General features: G+C 28.4%; 17 protein-coding genes, 1 tRNA gene and 1 pseudogene. 10 read left to right on the forward strand and 9 right to left on the reverse strand.

The features are described from left to right. Positions 1-34 precede the first annotated feature (34 nt). The gene (gene ribA, locus BGS40_RS05460; RefSeq protein WP_087704527.1) at positions 35-595 is read left to right on the forward strand and encodes a GTP cyclohydrolase II; all 561 of its coding nucleotides are present in this window, start codon (positions 35-37) and stop codon (positions 593-595) included. Beyond that, entirely contained in the window at positions 596-1,162 is a 567-nt protein-coding gene (gene rsmG, locus BGS40_RS05465; protein ID WP_052774014.1) for a 16S rRNA (guanine(527)-N(7))-methyltransferase RsmG, read from the forward strand. A 15-nt stretch (positions 1,163-1,177) separates the two neighbouring features. Here rsmG and BGS40_RS05470 read toward each other — a convergent pair whose 3' ends face one another. Both BGS40_RS05470 and BGS40_RS05475 read right to left on the reverse strand, forming a co-directional pair. Further along, the gene (locus BGS40_RS05470) at positions 1,178-1,750 is read right to left on the reverse strand and encodes a hypothetical protein (RefSeq protein WP_096738478.1); all 573 of its coding nucleotides are present in this window, start codon (positions 1,748-1,750) and stop codon (positions 1,178-1,180) included. 89 nt (positions 1,751-1,839) lie between these two features. Continuing rightward, entirely contained in the window at positions 1,840-2,937 is a 1,098-nt protein-coding gene (locus tag BGS40_RS05475; RefSeq protein WP_087692206.1) for a YeiH family protein, read from the reverse strand. Between the two features lie 112 nt (positions 2,938-3,049). Between BGS40_RS05475 and BGS40_RS05480 the strand changes: the two genes are divergently transcribed. Continuing rightward, complete coding sequence (locus BGS40_RS05480; protein ID WP_002893222.1) at positions 3,050-3,931, forward strand: LysR family transcriptional regulator; 882 nt, start codon at positions 3,050-3,052, stop codon at positions 3,929-3,931. Positions 3,932-4,010: 79 nt separating this feature from the next. Then, positions 4,011-5,879, forward strand: a complete 1,869-nt coding sequence (gene rpoD, locus BGS40_RS05485) for an RNA polymerase sigma factor RpoD (protein WP_002853451.1) — start codon at positions 4,011-4,013, stop codon at positions 5,877-5,879. Positions 5,880-5,894: 15 nt separating this feature from the next. Here rpoD and BGS40_RS05490 read toward each other — a convergent pair whose 3' ends face one another. Together BGS40_RS05490 and BGS40_RS05495 are read right to left on the reverse strand one after the other, a co-directional pair. Then, a complete protein-coding gene (locus BGS40_RS05490; RefSeq protein WP_002852934.1) occupies positions 5,895-6,407 on the reverse strand; it encodes a SixA phosphatase family protein in 513 nt (170 codons plus the stop codon). After that, positions 6,404-6,922 (reverse strand): rhomboid family intramembrane serine protease, encoded by a 519-nt coding sequence (locus tag BGS40_RS05495; protein WP_002853517.1) that lies wholly within the window; start codon positions 6,920-6,922, stop codon positions 6,404-6,406. Before BGS40_RS05495 ends, BGS40_RS05490 begins: the two co-directional genes overlap by 4 nt. Before the next feature lie 97 nt (positions 6,923-7,019). On the opposite strand from BGS40_RS05495, the gene BGS40_RS05500 reads away from it, so the two are divergent. Continuing rightward, positions 7,020-7,436, forward strand: coding sequence for a PepSY-like domain-containing protein (locus BGS40_RS05500; protein WP_002899792.1), 417 nt, complete (start codon positions 7,020-7,022; stop codon positions 7,434-7,436). Between the two features lie 8 nt (positions 7,437-7,444). On the opposite strand, the gene BGS40_RS05505 is transcribed toward BGS40_RS05500, so the two are convergent. Genes BGS40_RS05505 through BGS40_RS05525 form a run of 5 tightly spaced genes read right to left on the reverse strand, consistent with a single transcriptional unit; the run spans position 7,445 to position 14,381 of the window. After that, a complete protein-coding gene (locus BGS40_RS05505; RefSeq protein ID WP_096738479.1) occupies positions 7,445-9,061 on the reverse strand; it encodes an AAA family ATPase in 1,617 nt (538 codons plus the stop codon). Positions 9,062-9,064: 3 nt separating this feature from the next. After that, positions 9,065-10,315, reverse strand: coding sequence for a tRNA (N(6)-L-threonylcarbamoyladenosine(37)-C(2))-methylthiotransferase MtaB (gene mtaB / locus BGS40_RS05510; RefSeq protein WP_002869231.1), 1,251 nt, complete (start codon positions 10,313-10,315; stop codon positions 9,065-9,067). Beyond that, entirely contained in the window at positions 10,312-11,883 is a 1,572-nt protein-coding gene (locus BGS40_RS05515) for a mechanosensitive ion channel family protein (protein ID WP_087691856.1), read from the reverse strand. Before BGS40_RS05515 ends, mtaB begins: the two co-directional genes overlap by 4 nt. Next, positions 11,880-12,935 (reverse strand): 3-dehydroquinate synthase, encoded by a 1,056-nt coding sequence (gene aroB, locus BGS40_RS05520; protein ID WP_002852978.1) that lies wholly within the window; start codon positions 12,933-12,935, stop codon positions 11,880-11,882. Before aroB ends, BGS40_RS05515 begins: the two co-directional genes overlap by 4 nt. A gap of 45 nt (positions 12,936-12,980) precedes the next feature. Next, entirely contained in the window at positions 12,981-14,381 is a 1,401-nt protein-coding gene (locus tag BGS40_RS05525; RefSeq protein WP_002857878.1) for a COG3400 family protein, read from the reverse strand. Positions 14,382-14,410: 29 nt separating this feature from the next. Between BGS40_RS05525 and tgt the strand changes: the two genes are divergently transcribed. The 5 genes and pseudogenes from tgt (at position 14,411) to BGS40_RS09580 (ending at position 17,141) form a co-directional block, all read left to right on the forward strand. Beyond that, entirely contained in the window at positions 14,411-15,532 is a 1,122-nt protein-coding gene (gene tgt, locus BGS40_RS05530) for a tRNA guanosine(34) transglycosylase Tgt (RefSeq protein ID WP_052781766.1), read from the forward strand. Position 15,533: 1 nt separating this feature from the next. After that, on the forward strand, positions 15,534-16,301 hold the full coding sequence (locus BGS40_RS05535; RefSeq protein WP_096738480.1) for a magnesium transporter CorA family protein: 768 nt from the start codon (positions 15,534-15,536) through the stop codon (positions 16,299-16,301). Positions 16,302-16,353: 52 nt separating this feature from the next. Further along, positions 16,354-16,430, forward strand: a tRNA-Arg gene (locus BGS40_RS05540). A 348-nt stretch (positions 16,431-16,778) separates the two neighbouring features. Further along, positions 16,779-16,826, forward strand: a pseudogene (locus BGS40_RS09995) (hypothetical protein); the annotation flags it as partial. Between the two features lie 15 nt (positions 16,827-16,841). After that, complete coding sequence (locus BGS40_RS09580; protein ID WP_126212076.1) at positions 16,842-17,141, forward strand: phage integrase central domain-containing protein; 300 nt, start codon at positions 16,842-16,844, stop codon at positions 17,139-17,141. The last annotated feature ends 265 nt before the right edge of the window (positions 17,142-17,406 follow it).

The following is a 17,406-nucleotide window of genomic DNA, read 5'->3' on the forward strand; positions in this document are numbered from 1 at the left end:
ATCTTAACATAAATTTGATTATAGAGAGTAGTAAATGGAAATAAAAATTTCAGAAATTGCGAATTTACCTAGCAAATGGGGAAATTTCCAAATGCAAAGTTTCAAAGAAAACGATAAAGAACATTTATGCATATTTAAAAACACTCCAAAAGATACACTCAATCTAAGAATTCATTCAGAGTGCTTAACAGGAGATGCTTTAGGAAGTTTAAAATGCGACTGCGGAGAACAGCTTGAATTTTCGCTAAAATATATAGAAAAGAATGGTGGAATGGTGATTTATCTTAGACAAGAAGGAAGGGGTATAGGGCTTTTTAACAAGGTTAATGCTTATGCTTTACAAGATAAAGGTTTTGATACGATTAAAGCCAATCATCAGCTTGGCTTTAAAGCCGATGAGAGAACTTATGAAATTGTAGAATTTATACTCAAACACTATAGAATTTCTAAGGTTAATTTACTCACAAATAACCCTGAAAAATTAGATTCTATCAAAGAAAAAATCATCACACGCGTACCGATTTTAATAGAACCTAATCGTTTTAATGCAGAGTATTTAAACATAAAACAAACTCAAATGGGACATCTTAAATAAATGATTTTTAAAGATTATGATTTTTTACAAAACTATGATTTAAAAAACTTTGAAGAAAAAATAAAAATTTATAAAGAGTTATTATCTAAATTTAACCGCATTCACAATCTTACTCATTTAAAAAATATAGATGAAAATATCTTTGATAGTATTAAAATTTTAGATTTTTGTGATTTTTCTAAAGCAAAAAATATCGCCGATATAGGAAGTGGCGCAGGATTTCCAGCTGTATTTTTAGCCTTTTTATTACAAAGTAATTTTCATCTTTTCGAACCTAATCCCAAAAAAGCTGCTTTTTTGCGGACACTAAAAATAGAATGTGAACTCTCAAATTTACATATTTACAAAGAAAAAGTTCAAGAATGCCAAAATACCTTTAAAGCCGATATCATCACCTCAAGAGCCTTAATGGATGTCAAGCCTTTGCTTGAAATTTGCAAAAATCTAAAAGATGAAAATACGGTTTTTATTTTATGGAAAGGCAGTGAAGTTTATCAAGAACTTGAAAATATAAAAGATTATGAAATTTTTGAAAATAATTTAAGAAAATATTGTATTTTAAAGTAGCCTTAAGGCTACTTTTTATTCTGCTAAATCAGCATTAAAACTGATATCCACCAAAGGCCAAGAAATTCCACCATGTCCTGCAGCAACATCGCTTAATGCTTTTAATGCTTTAGAACCATTTTTAAAAGTATGCAAATCAAGTTGTCCTTTAGCTTCAAATTTATTATCTTTGATAGTATAAGTTAAAGGCACAATAGTACTTTTTTTATCCATAGTAATTTTTGCTGAAATAACGCCTTTATTTTCACCCGCAATCACATCTTGAAAAACAACTTTAATATCCGTATCTCCCAATAAAGCAGGGAAAAATACTTTTGTGATATTATTGGTTATAATATCATTGCCTTCACTCATAAAAGCATTGCTTGGCTTTATGGTAGCTTTAGCGCCTTTAAGATAACTTGCCAAATCCTTTGTATTTTTAGAAAATTTATATTCTACATTTTTAAATTCACCTTTTGCTCCTATCATATCTTTAGTTTTATATCCTTCAAAAGAAACCTTTAAACTATCTTCTTTAAAAGATACAGCACTTAAAGCCGAAACTAACAAGCAAGAACTTAAAACACTTACAAGATTTTTTTTCACCTTTATTCCTTTTTAATAAATTTAATTAATGAATTAAATTATATTCTTAGTTGATTAATAAAATAAAATTTTCTAAAAAATAATTTTTATTACCAAAGTATACCTTTAAAAGCTAAGGTTAAAAAATATCCTCCAAAAATCAAAACAAGCCCTAAAACAAAAGCCAAGCCAAATACCCTAGAGCCACTTTTTAAAAATTTTTTAAAGTCAATTTGCAAACCTAAAGCTGCCATAGCAAAAACGATACATAAGGTACAAAGTGTTTTACCTAAAGAAATAATATCACTCGTAGCAATGTCTAAAATACTTTCTTTACTTGCTAAATAAGTATTTAAAACTATCATGCCTAAAAATACAAAAGCAAAATAAGGTATAGTGATACTTTTTGCAGTTTTTCCACTGCTTGAATGCTGGTTTTTAGCGAAAAAATAAGTCACTATAAGCAAAAAAGGCACAAGTAAAATCACTCTCATCATTTTTATAATCACTGCAACATTAGAAGCACCTTGTTCAAATCCTGCCATATCCTTTGCCATTTCAGCAGCACCTGCGACATTTGCCACTTCATGCAAGGTAGCCCCCATAAAAACACCCATAGCATTTTGATCAAAAAAAGGAAAAAGATTTAAAGAAAAAGCTATGGGATACAAAAACATAAACACAAGTCCAAAAATCACCACCGTACCTACAGCTAAAATTCCCTTAAAAGGATCACTTTTTAAACTTGACTCTAGTGCTAAAACCGCTGCCGCACCGCAAATCGCACTTCCGGCTCCAACAAGCATAGAAGTTTCTTTATCGAGTTTAAAAATTTTCATTCCTACAAATAAAGCAATAATAAAAACAAAAAATATCACTATAGCAGAAAGTAAAAACCCTTTCAACCCTACACTTAAAAGCTCAGTTAAAGTGATATTAAAACCATATAAAACAATACCGAGTCTTAAAAGCTTTTTTGCACTAAAATGCACTCCAGCTTGAAAATGATGTTGGTATTTAAAAAACCAAGGAGAAAGCAATACTCCTATGATGATAGCAAAAGCAGTCGCTGCTAAATGAGTGGTATCTTTGATACTTTGAACACTAGAAAGATACATAGCAAAAATCACTATACAAGCAGTAAAAAGCAAACCCTTAAAATTTGAACGCACTATAGCCACGCTATGTGCTAAAAAACTTGTTTTCATTTATTTTCCTTTTTGTAAATTTTGTGTTATTATATTTTTTTTATTAAAATTATAAAAATATATTATTTTAATTTTTATAATAAATTTTTTTTATTAAATAAAGGAATCACTCATGAAAATCAAAGATATGGAAATATTTTTAGATCTTTTAAACACTCAAAGTCCAACTCATACAGCCAACAATTTTTCCATAACCCAACCTAATGTTTCAATAGTAATTAAAAATTTAGAAAATAAATTTGATGGCATTTTATTTGAAAGACTTGGAAAAAAACTCTTACCTACACCAAAAGCTTTAGAACTAGGAAAAAATTGGTTAAAAATTATACAAGCCTACTACCAAAGCTTAGAAAAATTAAACGATGAAAGTATGCTCTTAGGGGAAATAAAAATAGCCTCAACTCAAAGCATTTCTGAACATTTTTTAGCTCCTATTTTATTTGATTTTAAGGCAGAATTTAAAAACATAGAAATTCGATCTCAAACACAGAATTCAAAAGAATGTTTAAATTTACTAAAAAACGGAAATATAGAATTTGCAATCATTGAAGCAGAACTTGATCCAGCTTTAGTGGAATATGAAAATTTAGAAATAAATTTTTGGCAAGATGATGAACTTATAGTAGCTACAAGCGATAAAAAACTCAATGAAAAAGAATTTTATATCGATGAACTTTTGGAACAAAAATGGATTTTAAGAGAAGCAGGCTCAGGCTTAAGGGATAAATTTTTAAACGAAATTGGTGCAAGCTCAAAAAAACTTAATATTTTTCTTGAACTTGATAGAATGGCTGCGATTAAAGAACTTGTTTTACAAAAAAAAGCAATCTCTATTTTTTCCAAAAAAAGCATAGAAAAAGAATTAAAAAATTCAACACTTTATGAAATTAAATTAAAAAATATCGACCTAAAGCGTAAATTTTACACCTTAAAAAGAAAAAATTATAATTTTAACAGAGCTTTAGAAAAATTTGAAAAAATATTCAAATCATAAACATAATAACCGATTTATATAGAAAGTTAAGCAATTTTTAGATAAAATCCAAAGCTTATATAAATTTCAAGGATAATCAATGAACGCCAAAACTCAAGAAGCTGAATTAGAAGAATTATTTCAAGAAAATGCAAAAGATTATATCACATATGAAAAATTGGTAAAATATCTTACAAAACAACCAAGTGCATCAACCGCTAAAAAAGTGCAAGCATTAATGAAAAAACACAAAGTGCAACTTTTTTCAGCAGCTGAAATTGCACAAATGAAAAACATAGAAGATGCAAAAAGACTTCAAGAAGAAAAACAAAAACTCCAAGATACAAGCCTTGAGAACGAATTTGATTTAGCCAATGAAAACGATTTATTAGAATGGAGTAGATCAGACTCTCCTGTTCGTATGTATTTAAGAGAAATGGGACAAATTGCTTTATTAAACAAAGATGAAGAAATTGAAATTTCCAAAAAAATAGAACTTGGCGAAGATATTATCATTGATGCTTTTTGTTCTGTGCCTTATTTGATAGATTTTATTTTAGATTATAAAGAACCTTTAATAAACAGAGAAAGAAGGGTAAAAGAACTATTTAAAAGCTTTGACGATGAAGAAAAAAGTGATGATAAACTTGATGAACTTGATATAGATGAAGACGAAGAAAACGAAACAGAATTAGAATCAGACGAAGAAAATACTAAAAAAAACAGCAAAAAAGAAGATGAAAGAACTTTAAAAGTTATAGAAAAATTTAAAGCTCTAGAAAAAGCTAAAAAAGATTGGCTAAAAACATCCAAAGACAAAGAAAGTGGAGATGAGCTTTTAGATAAATTAAGCATCGCGTTCAAAAAAAATATTTTAAAAGAAAAATTAATGGATCTAGGCCCTACTTCAAAACTTATTAGCGAAATCGTAAAATCAATGGAAACTGCACTAAAAAGTGATGAAGAATTTGACAAAGAACTTAAGCGTTTAGAATACCGCTTACCTATGTTTTCTGATGAACTTAAAAAACGCCATGCAGATATTTTAAAAGATATTACAAAATTGAGCAAAGAAGAAATCACAGAGCGAGCTTTAGAAACAACCATGGTAAGCACTTATATGGAAATTAAAAAACTATTTCAAACTAAAGAAGCCAGTGAAAAAAGCTTTGATCTTGAAAAATCACGCTTAAAAGAAATTTTGGAGCAAATTAAACGCGGTAAAAAAATCTCTGATGAAGCAAAAGGAAGAATGGCAAAATCAAACTTGCGCCTTGTTGTAAGCATAGCTAAACGCTACACAAATCGTGGTCTGCCTTTCTTAGACCTTATCCAAGAAGGAAATATAGGTTTGATGAAAGCTGTGGATAAATTTGAATACAAAAGGGGTTATAAATTTTCCACTTATGCAACTTGGTGGATCAGGCAAGCTATTTCAAGGGCTATAGCTGATCAAGCAAGAACCATAAGAATTCCAATCCATATGATAGAAACCATCAATCAAATTAACAAAATTATCCGCGAACATCTACAAAAAGATGGAAAAGAACCTGATGTCAGTGTTATAGCTAAAGAAGTAGGTTTAAGCGTAGATAAGGTTAAACAAGTTATTAAAATCACAAAAGAACCAATTTCTCTTGAAGCTCCAATAGGAAATGAAGATGATGGTAAATTTGGAGATTTTGTTGAAGATAGAAATTCACTTTCTCCAATGGATCATATCTTAAAGGATGATTTAAAAGAACAAATTGATGAAGTTTTAGATCAATTAAACGATAGAGAAAAAGCGGTAATTCGTATGCGTTTTGGTTTAATGGATGATGAAAGTGATAGAACTTTAGAGGAAATTGGAAAGGAACTTAATGTCACTCGAGAAAGAGTGAGACAAATAGAAAGCTCAGCTATAAAAAAACTCAAACACCCTAAAGTAGGAAGAAAACTAAAAAATTATATAGAAGGTTGGAAGTAAGAGTCAATCTCCTTACTAAAAACCCAGATCTTTTTCTTCTTTTAACTTGCGTACATGTTCAAAAAAAACTAATTTTCCGCTATGTTTTTTTAAATTTTTAAATTCCTTAATATCAAATTCTAAACACAAGATAGAAGAAGTTGGAAAAGAAGCTAAACATAGCGAACTTAATAACTCTCCAAGCTCCATTAAACTAGGATTATGACCCACTAAAAATACTTCATTAAACTCATCATCAATATCTTGCAGAATTTTTAGCAAATTTTCAACATTGCAAAGATACAATCTTTCATCAAAACAAATTCTATTTTTATCAAAATTATAAAATTTGGCTATTTTTTTCGCTGTTTTAGCGGTTCTAACAGCAGGACTTGATAGCACCAAATCAGGATGAATTTCATGCGAAGCAAGATTTTTAAAAAGTTTTTTTAAATCTTCCTTTCCACTCTTAGTAAGTTTTCTTTCAAAATCATCGATGTCTTCACTCTTACTTGCTTTTGCATGTCTTATAATATAAATTTTTTTCATTTTACCTCTTTTATTTTAGCTAAAATATAACCACACATAAACCCGAAAATATGACCATACCAAGCAACATTTACCCCCATAAGCAATGGTGCAAAACTCATAAGTAAAATTGCCACTATAAGTCCTTTTGTGCTATTTTTATCAAGAACAGCATAAAAGCCCATTAAAACACAAATTGCACCACTAGCACCTATGACATTTATATTTTCTCCAAAATATTTAAAATCAAAATACACATAAAAAACACTTAAAAGTGAACACAACAATCCGCCAATAAAATAAATAAAAATAAAACGCAAAGCACCCAAATAAGTTTCTAATATACGCCCAAATTGAAACAAAACTATCATATTTAATATAAGATGAGTTAAATTTCCATGTAAAAACATTGAACTTAAAAGCTGCCAATAAGCTCCATTAAAAAATAAAATATTCAAACCAAGGATATTGTAATAATCATAAGAAATCAAAAAATAACATAAAATATTTAAAAAAATTAAAAAAATTGTAAGCAAAATATAAAACCTTTATTTTTTATAATATTGTCTTAAAATTCACATAAAATTCACATAAATTCTTTACAATTTTACTAAAAAATAATTAGGAAGAATATTGAAAATTAAATTTTTAAGCATTATTACTATTTTAAGTTTATCCTTAAATGCTGATATAATAATTTCTGCTGATAATTTACCAAGTGTTTCTAAAGAATTTTTACAACATAATTTCAAAGCACCTATAGGGATCGTTCAAAAAGACAAGAATTCCTATGAAGTCTATCTTAGCGATGGAACAGAACTTGAATTTGACATAGATGGAGCTTGGAAGGAAATTGAAAATAAAGCCTTTCCTTTTGATCTAGATTTTTTACCTCAAAATTTAGCCAATATCATTAAAAACGAATTTCCAAATACAAAAGCTAGAGAAATTGAAAGAAAAATCAACCATTATAAGATTAAACTTGATAACGATATAAAAATTCTTATAGATTTTAATGGAACTATCTTATATAAAGAATTTGATGATTAAACATATCATCAAACCTGCATTATATCTTTAACATCGTCATATTCTATCTTTTCTTTTTCAAGCAAAAGCTCTGATAATTTTAAAATTTTATCCTTCATAGAATTTAAAAATTCATCCATTTCTTTTTTTTGTTCACTTAAATTTGACTCTTCCAACATATCAAAACTCAACATATAATCAAGCAATTCTTTAATCTTTAAAAAATCATCTTGCGAGTTAGTATAACTTTCATTGTAAATTAATTTCATAGCTCTAGAACCAGCCAAATAAACTTTTATACGATTGATAAGCTCCGATTTTGATCTTATATTATGCTCATATTCTTTAAAACGATCTTCAATGAGAGTTATTTTATCAAATCCTATGTCAAGATAATACGCACTCAAAGCTTTTGCAGCTTGATAAGTGGCTTGAATTTTCTTCTCTTCATTATTAAAACTTAAAATCTTTTTCTTACCTAAAAGAACTTTATTTAATACAGCATAAAAATCACTTTCCTCGACTAAAGCACTATTTCTTCTTAAAGCATTAATTGCTGCTTCATTGACCAAAGTTTCAAGCCCTGCTCCACTAAAACCTACGCTTGCTTTAGCGATTTTATTTAAATTGATATTATTGTTTTTATCTTTCATATAAATTTCTAAAATTTTAAGTCTATCCTTAAAATCAGGCAAAGATAAAAAAATTCTCCTATCAAAACGCCCCGAACGCAATAAAGCAGGATCCATAAGTTCGATTTTATTTGTCGCAGCTATAACTATAACCCCGCTATTGTCCTCAAAACCATCCATTTGAGTTAAAAGTTGATTTAAAGTGCTATCTCTTTCAACATTTGACATTTCTCCTCTTGCCTTACCTACGGCATCTATTTCATCAATAAAAACTATGCTAGGCGCCATCATTTTAGCTTTTGAAAAAAGCTCTCTAACTCTTTTTGCACCCATACCTACATAAATTTCAACAAAACTTGAACCACTTTGATAAAAAAATGGCACCCCTGCTTCTCCTGCAACTGCTTTTGCTATCAATGTTTTTCCTACACCAGGTGGGCCTACCATTAAAACACCTTTTGGCATTTTTACACCAAATTCTTTATATTTTTTAGGATTTTGTAAAAAATCCACAAGTTCGCTTAGCTCCATTTTAACTTCATCAACACCTGCTACATCATTAAAAGTAATATTTGAAATCACAGGTTTTATATGGGAACTTTCTAAATTTATATTTGAATTTTGAGCTTGAGTGTGATTTTGATTCTTATTTGATATTGGATATTTAGCCAACTCTTTTTTACGAGCAAAATAACCAAGACTTATAAAAAGCGCAATAATAAAAATAAATAAAATAAAAAACACCCAAAGTGTATTATCTTTTTTAACCTCTACAGGAACCTTTGATAAAAGTGTTTTTATATCTATGCCATCTTTTATAATTACGTAATTTTCACCTTCTGCCTTAAGCCAAATTTCGTCTTTATCAATCACAGCTTTTTGGATTAAATTTTGGCTTAATAGACTTTGATAAAGATTTTCATCTATATATTTAGGTTCATTTTTAAAATATAAAATTCCCAAAAGCATACACAAAACCATAAAAGATGCTAAAATTATCTTTTTATTTTTCATTATCTAGCCTTTTAAATTTGCAAAGTTAGACTTTTCTTGTACTTCATATTCAGATATAACGATCCATTCTTTAGCTATATCTTTATCACTTTTAATTTTGATCTTATTAAAAAACTGATCATAACCCTCAAAAAAACCATCTTTTTGATTTTCTACCAAAACTTCAAGTGAAACTTGATTTTTTTTCCTAAATTCATAATTATTTTTTTCTACTATGGATTTTAAAGTGTTTAGCCTTTCTTTAGCTAAAGTTCCATTTATCACATCTTTCATGGTAGCAGAATGCGTGTTGTTTCTAGGGCTAAAAATAAAAGCATGGATATGAGTGAGTGGAAATTCTTTAAAATTTCTTAAAGCTTCTTGCCATAGCTCTTCACTCTCGCCTGGATGAGCTACTATAAAATCCGTCCCTAAAGCATATCCTTTGCTTGCTATAGTATTAAAAAGCTTTAAATCATTATCCGTATGTGATCTTCTTCGCATTATGCGAAGCATTTTTTCACTTGTATGTTGCAATGCAATATGTAAATGCCTTTCAAGCCAAGCTTCATCTAAGATTTCTAAAAAACTTTCATCAAGCTGTGCAGGTTCTAAACTACCTAGCCTTATGCGTTTTATACCTAAAATTTGTCCCATTTTTTGCAAAAGCTTGCCTAGGGTTGTGCCATTTTTAAGCCCATATGAACCTATATTAGTCCCTGTTAGGACAATCTCACTATAGCCATTAGCTCCCAAAATTTCAACCTGTTTTAAAAGAGCTTTTTCATCCACGCTTCTTGATTTTCCCCTCACGCTAGGAATAATACAATAAGAACAAGCAAAATCACAACCTTCTTGAATTTTCACAAAAGCTTTGGTATGATTTTCATACTCACAAACTATATCTTTATCAATAAAATTTAAATTTCCAAGTTCATAAAAACTTGTCTTTGCTCCTAAAAATTCATTGATTTTATCTTTATTTGACGCTCCAAGCACTCCAAAAACTTGCTTTTTATCTAAAAGCTCCTTACCTTTGCTTACAGCACCACAACCTGTAAGTATAACTTTAATGCCTTTTTTTTGCATGGTATTTACATAAGACTTTATCCCGCTATCAGCTCCATTTGTAACCGTGCAAGAATTTACAACGATAATTTGTGCTTTATTCTCATCATTTATAATCTCATAATCTTTTACATAACTTTTTAAAAGCTCTGTATCATAAATATTTGTGCGACACCCAAAGGTTTTAAAAAAAACTTTTTCTTTCAATCCTTATTCCTTGCATGAAAATACATATTTTCATGATGTTGTTCAAAATGACTTTGATTTAAATTTCCTAAATATAAATTTTGCGATGGATAAGCAATTTTTATATCTTTATGCTTATTAAATTCTTTTATAATCTCTTTGCTAATCGTACTTCTTAATACCAAAGCCGCATAAGCATTAGTCATATACCATGCAGAAATTCGCATTCCCCAATGTTCAAAAAACATAAAAAACCTTGGCTCCACTTTAGGATTTTTAATACTATATTCATGTTGTAAACGAGCTATATTTTTTCTAGCAAGCTCAGTATAACCTTTGGCATGGCGTGTAACAATATTTTCCACAATTTCTTGAGCTTTGTCAAGATTGCTATCAAAAGTAACACTTATATCAATGCCATCAAGCACGGTTTTCATACCATGATGAGTATAATTAGCAAGCAAATTTGTAAAAACATAGTTATTAGGAATAAATATAATACGTCCACTACGACGATTTTTACTATAAGTTTCAAGCGTAAGTTCTTCATAAAGAGTAATGCGTAAAAAAGAAATATCTATAATATCTCCTATATAGGTAGTATCATTTTGAAAAACTTTTACACGATCCCCTACTCTAAAACTTCCGCCAAAAATAATCACACACCATCCAAGCATAGACATAAACATATCTTTCATAGCAATAGCTAAGCCTGCAGAAGCAAAACCAAGTATAGTTACAAGATAAGTAATATTTTCTATATAAGCAAAGAGCAAAATAAGAAAAATAATATTTATATTAATAAAATTAATAATCTTCGTAGCAGTATAATATCTTTCACTATCTTTAATGTATTTTTTAGCAATAAATTTCAACATAAAAGCTATAGCTATAACAATAACAATAGCAACAAGTATATTTACAGCCCTTAAGCCTTGAACTTTAATCTCGGCACTTACTCGAGAAAGCTCTTCATCAATTTTTTTCTCATAAACAGAATAAGAAACACTAGCAAAATTTAAAGCTTGCTCAAATTCTTCCAACTTTTTATCCGAAGCTTTTAAAGCTTCTATATTCTCAACACTTGGTTTAAGCTCAACTAATTCCTTAAGTTCTGAGTTTTTTTCCTTGATTTTATCTACTAAATTTTTAAAATCATTAAATTTAAATATATACTCTTCCTTTTCTCCTTTTAATTTCTTAATATGAGAAAAAGCTCCTATAATAGCCAAAGGATTAGTAAGCTTAGATAAAGTTTCTATATTATCAGGGGCACTAAGACTTTGTGCAAAATTTAAATCTTTATATTCTTTAAGCAAGCTCAATTGCTCTTCTAAATTTGCTATCTTGCGTTTAAGTTCTTCTTGATGGTGAATATCAGAAGTCTTTTTTAAATTAAGATTTAAAATGATTAATTCATCATTTATATCTTGATATTTTATAAAATTTTCATAACGTATATTCCAAATACTAGCACTGATTACAGTATTTAAAGTATTAATTTTCTCATTTATATTATTAATAATAGTCCGATTTACATCACCAAAAGCAAAAACAACAAAAAAGGTTAAAATAATAATTTTTTTCATTGGAATTCTCTTAAAGTTGCAATTATATCTTCTTTAGAAATATCACCTTTTATCAAACCCTTACCCAAAGGACTAGCAAGAACAAAATTGATTTTTTTATTAGAGCTTTTTTTATCCATGAAAAAAGCTTCATAAAATTCATCTACATTGTTGATTTTATATGATATTGGCAAACCGAATTTAAGCAAAATATCTTTTATTCTTTGACTTTGCATTTTATCCAAAAGCCCTAAATTTAAAGCCAATTGATTTGCCATAACCATACCTATAGCCACCGCTTCTCCGTGTAAATAAAGCTTATAATCTGTAAAATTTTCTATAACATGAGCAAAAGTATGACCATAATTTAAAAGCATTCTAAGCCTTGATTCTTTTTCATCTTGTTCAACAACCCTTGATTTAAGCTCTATGCTTTTTGCTATAATTTGAGTAAAAATTTCATTCTCACAAGTAGCATTTAAGAAACTTTTTTCATCAATTTTTTCTATAAAATCAAGTATACTATAATCAAACATTGCTGCCATTTTAATAAATTCAGCCATGCCTGCAGCAAGTTCTCTAGAGCTCAAAGTCTTTAAAAAAAAACTCTCACAATATACAGCTTTAGGTTGATAAAAAGTGCCAATAAGATTTTTACCAAAATTATTATTAACACCTGTTTTTCCACCTACTGCTGCATCAACACAGGCTAAAAGTGTAGTAGGAATATTTATAAAATCAATACCTCTTTGATAAATACTAGCAGCAAATCCGCCCATATCACTAATCACGCCACCACCAAAACTTATAAGTACGCTTTTTCTATCCAATTTAGAATTAAACATTTGGTTTAAAATTTCTTCCATGGTGCTTAAATTTTTATATTCTTCACCATCTTTTACAGTGGCAATAAAAATTTCTTTTGCCTTAATTTTAGAAAGTAATGTTTTCAAATGAAGACCTGAAATCTTAGGATTTGAAAGTATAAAAACCTTACTATCAAATTCTAATTCTTCAAGTTCATCAATATAAACCTTATAAGCATTTTCTTTTAACTTAACTTCTACTTGCATTGAACTACTCTTTTTGCGTTTATTCTATCACATTTAATTAATTATTTATTCTACTGGTATGAAAAGTTGGTAATTTTGTCTCATTTTATAATAATGCCTATTTAAATTTGTACTTAAATTTCTGGCAAAATCTCTATTTAGTAATTCTTTTTGAAAACTCACAAATTGTAACAAATCTTCGCGATATTGCAAATTTAAAAGAGGGTTTTCATCATTTTTATTAATAATTTGTATATTTTTATCATAAAGCTTAGATAAACTTCTAAAATACTCCTCCATATCTGTAGTATTTTGAGAATTTGGATTATAATAATATAAAATAACTCCAAAATCAAGCTGTTTACTTAAATCAGTAATGACATTTGCATTGTTTTCAAGCTCACTCTCATCAGCACTTAAAATAATCGCTTCTTTAAGCTCATCAAAAGAAGCTTCACCCACCTTCATAATAGGAATTTTTAAATCAAAAAAAGCTTGTTTTTCTTTCTCAAAATTTTTTATATCGGTTACAACTAATCCTATATCATTATTTTGCAACCACATGGAAATTTGTTTAAAATCCGTGTTGAAATAATCAAAAAACACACCTTCTTTATCCTCAGAAAGTTTTTTTAATTTTTCATACATTACCCCTAATTTAGGATTGATAACATGTATAAAAAATCTTTTTGCATTGCTTTTTTGAGTTAATTTTAAAGTAGTATCAAGCACTCTTTCTTGCATATTTTGATTCATATTTTTCATATCAATTAAAGCAAAAACATTACTTCCAAAAGGCATAGGAAATTGCCCTGCTTTGCCTCTTATATTATGAAAAATACTTTGTAAAACAACAGGATCCCCAACGATCAAAATGCTATCATTTGGCTCTAGAACAAAAGATGGTTTTACAAAATAAATTTTAGAATTTCTATAAATAAGGACTATGCGCCACCTTTTTTGTTGTATTGAACTTATGTGCCTATAAGCAAAAATAGACCCTGCCGGAATTTTTACTTCCATAATCTCTCCAACTCCAAGTCCTATATACTGAGCTGTTAAAGCAATATCTGGTAAAAAATCCATAAATCTACGGCTTAAAGTCATTCTAGCATCAGCTAAATTTGCATGAGTATCATTAACACTTAACCCCCAAAAATCCATTATTTCTATTTCTAAATTTGGATTTAAAGAACGCAAAGCCTCATAACTTTTTTTAGTTTCAAATTCATCTTGCATATAAATAAAAGCCTGTTTAAAATCCTTACTCATAATATTTTCAAGACGCGCTGTGCTTGTAGGATCAAAATAATGCAAGTCAATATACTCACTAGAAATATTTAAGTTATTTTTTTCACTATTTTGACACACTACTGTAAAAAAGTAACCTAAGCCTTTTTCAAAACAAAGCCTTTCTAAGAAATGCTTTGCTAAAATACCATCTATTATAATTAAAATATTATTCATTTTAAACTCCAAAAAGGAAATTATAACAAATGGAATTTAAATTAAAGCATAAAGATGGAATGGCAAGGGTTTGTGAAATCACTACCGCACACAGCACTTTTTTAACCCCTGTTTTTATGCCTGTTGGCACAGTAGGAGCGGTTAAAAGTCTTGATGCTAATGATATGAAAAATGAGCTTGATGCAAAAATTATTTTAGCAAATACCTATCACATGTACTTGCGTCCAACTTCCAAAGTAGTAAAAGATTTTGGAGGTTTACATGGATTTACGAAATTTGATAGAAGTTTTTTAACCGATAGTGGTGGTTTTCAAGCTTTTTCTTTAAGTAAAAATTCCAAACATTTTAATGAAGGCATAGAATTTAAAAGTCACATTGATGGAAGTCGTCATCTTTTTACTCCAAAAAGTGTTTTAGATACCCAATATGATTTTAACTCTGATATTATGATGATTTTAGATGATTTAGTAGCCCTACCTGCAACCAAAGAAAGAGTTAAAATTTCTGTTGATCGCACTATACTTTGGGCAAAAGAAGCTATTGTTTATCATAAAAATATGCAAAATAAAGGTATAGGTATAGGGCAAAATATTTTTGGTATTATCCAAGGTGGCACAGATTATGAAGAAAGAAAGCGTTGTGCTTTAAGTTTAAACGAAATGCCATTTGATGGTTTAGCTATAGGTGGGCTTAGCGTTGGCGAAGAAAACACCTTGATGTATGAAACAGTACAAAACTTAAACCCTTATCTAGACGAAAATCGTCCAAGATATTTAATGGGCGTAGGAACGCCTGAAGATTTAGTAGAAAATGTTGAGCGAGGGGTAGATATGTTTGACTGCGTGATGCCAACTAGAAATGCAAGAAATGGAACATTTTTTACAAGTTTTGGAAAATTTAATATTAAAAAAGCAGAATTTATCAACGATCATGAAGTTATAGATCCTACTTGCTCATGTTATACTTGTCGTAATTTTTCAAGGGGTTATTTAAACCATCTTTTTAAAGCTAAAGAACTTACTTTTTTTCGTTTGGCAAGTCTGCACAATCTACATTATTATCTTGAACTTGCAAGAAAGATGCGTGAAGCAATTTTGAACAATTCTTTTACGCAATTTAAAAGAAATTTTTATCACTTAAGAGGCAAATAAAATGCTAGAGCTACACGAAAATCTAAAAAAAATCCTGCAAGCAAAGAATTTAGAAACTTTCTATAGCGAAATTTATGGACAAAAAATTTTTGTTTACGTGGGATTAAATTTAGAAACTTGGCTTTTTAATGATGAGAAAATTTATAAACTTCAAAATGAAGAATTTAAGCTTTCTAGCATAGAAGAATTTTCAAATTTTATTAAATCTATTTTAGAAGATTTTAAAGTACAAAATACTCATTTTCAAAACCTTTTAGAACACAAAGAAGGTATTATCTTAAAAGGTGGTTTTGTTAAAAATTTTTACAAAAAATCCTTTGTTTTAAGACAAAAAATTAACAAAAATCTAAAGCAAATTAATCTTCTAAGTGAAGCTTTCAATCTTTTGCTTAGCGAACAAGCACGATACAAAAAACATTTAAAAATTCTAAATTTATCCATCAGCATCTTAAATAAAAATACCAAAGAACATCTAACAAGAATTGATACTCTTTATACATTAACAAGTGCAATTAAAAATGAAAAAATGAATAAAAGTATTTATCTTTTAAGCATACTTTCTTCTATTTTCTTACCTTTAAATTTGATCGTGGGATTTTTTGGAATGAATACTAATAATCTTTTTTTCAAAGATAGCCCTTATGGCACACTTTATATTTTTTCTTTGATTTGCTGTATTTTGATTGTAGGTTTTATATTTTATCATTCAAAAAAGGCTAAAGAATTTGATTTAGATGAAGGTAAAAAAGCTAAAAAACAAATAAAATAAGCAAAATTTTGCTTATTTTAAGAATATTTATATATAATTTTAACTTATTTTTGCGCTCATAGCTCAGCTGGATAGAGCATTTGATTGCGGTTCAAAAGGCCAGAGGTTCGAATCCTCTTGAGCGCACCATTATTTCTTTTCTTAAATAATCCTAAATGATCTCAAATAATTAGTCAAGATATAATATAGCAATGTTTTAAATAATCTTAAATAATCAATTTTGACAATTTTAAAAGTATATTTTATAGTATATGTTAAATTTTAAAATTCAAAAATAACATATACTTTTTAACATAGGAATATTAAAAATGATTATTGTTAATGATAAGCAACTTAAAACTTTAATTGTAAAAAAGAACATATATTAAAGATGCGTACACTAAAAATCTCTACATCGAAGCAAAAGATTCGCTAAAAGGTACTATTATCTTTTTTATTTTAGATATAGGTTAAACAAAAAAAATACAAAGTATTAAAATAGGAAAATACCCAACAACCACACTATCAAGTGCAAGAGAAAAAGCAAATATTTTTAATAATATGTTAACTGAAAAAATTGATCCCAAGGAACAAATTCAAAAAGAAGATATACAAAAATCAAAAACCCTAAAAGAAGTTTTTAAAGAGTGGGTTGAAAATTTTTATAAAGAAAAATCTAATTATAATACTCCACATAGAGTAGATATCCATATTATCTCAAAACTAGGAGATAAAGATATTACAACCTTAACAAGACAGGATATTATTGCAATATATGATAAACTAAAAGCAGAGGGAAAGCTTGAAACTATAAAAAGAATTTCTCAAGCCTTTAAGAATTATACTGTATGCCATAAATAAAGAATATATAGAAAATAGCAATATTTTAACTTTAGACATGAAAGCTCTTTACGGCTCCCCTAAAAAAACAAAATCTTAGAGCTATCACAAAAGAAGAAAGATTTAAAGAGTTGCTATTAGCAATAGAAAATTATAATGGAAGTATATTCACAAAAGTAGCCTTGCAAATCAGCCCATATCTATTTTTAAGAAGTGCTAATATCAGAAATTTAGAATGGAGTGAAATAGATTTCAAAAATTTAAAAATAATTATACCTGCAAATAA

It is taken from the genome of Campylobacter sp. 107 (assembly GCF_002383835.1).
Classification (GTDB): Bacteria; Campylobacterota; Campylobacteria; order Campylobacterales; family Campylobacteraceae; genus Campylobacter_D; species Campylobacter_D jejuni.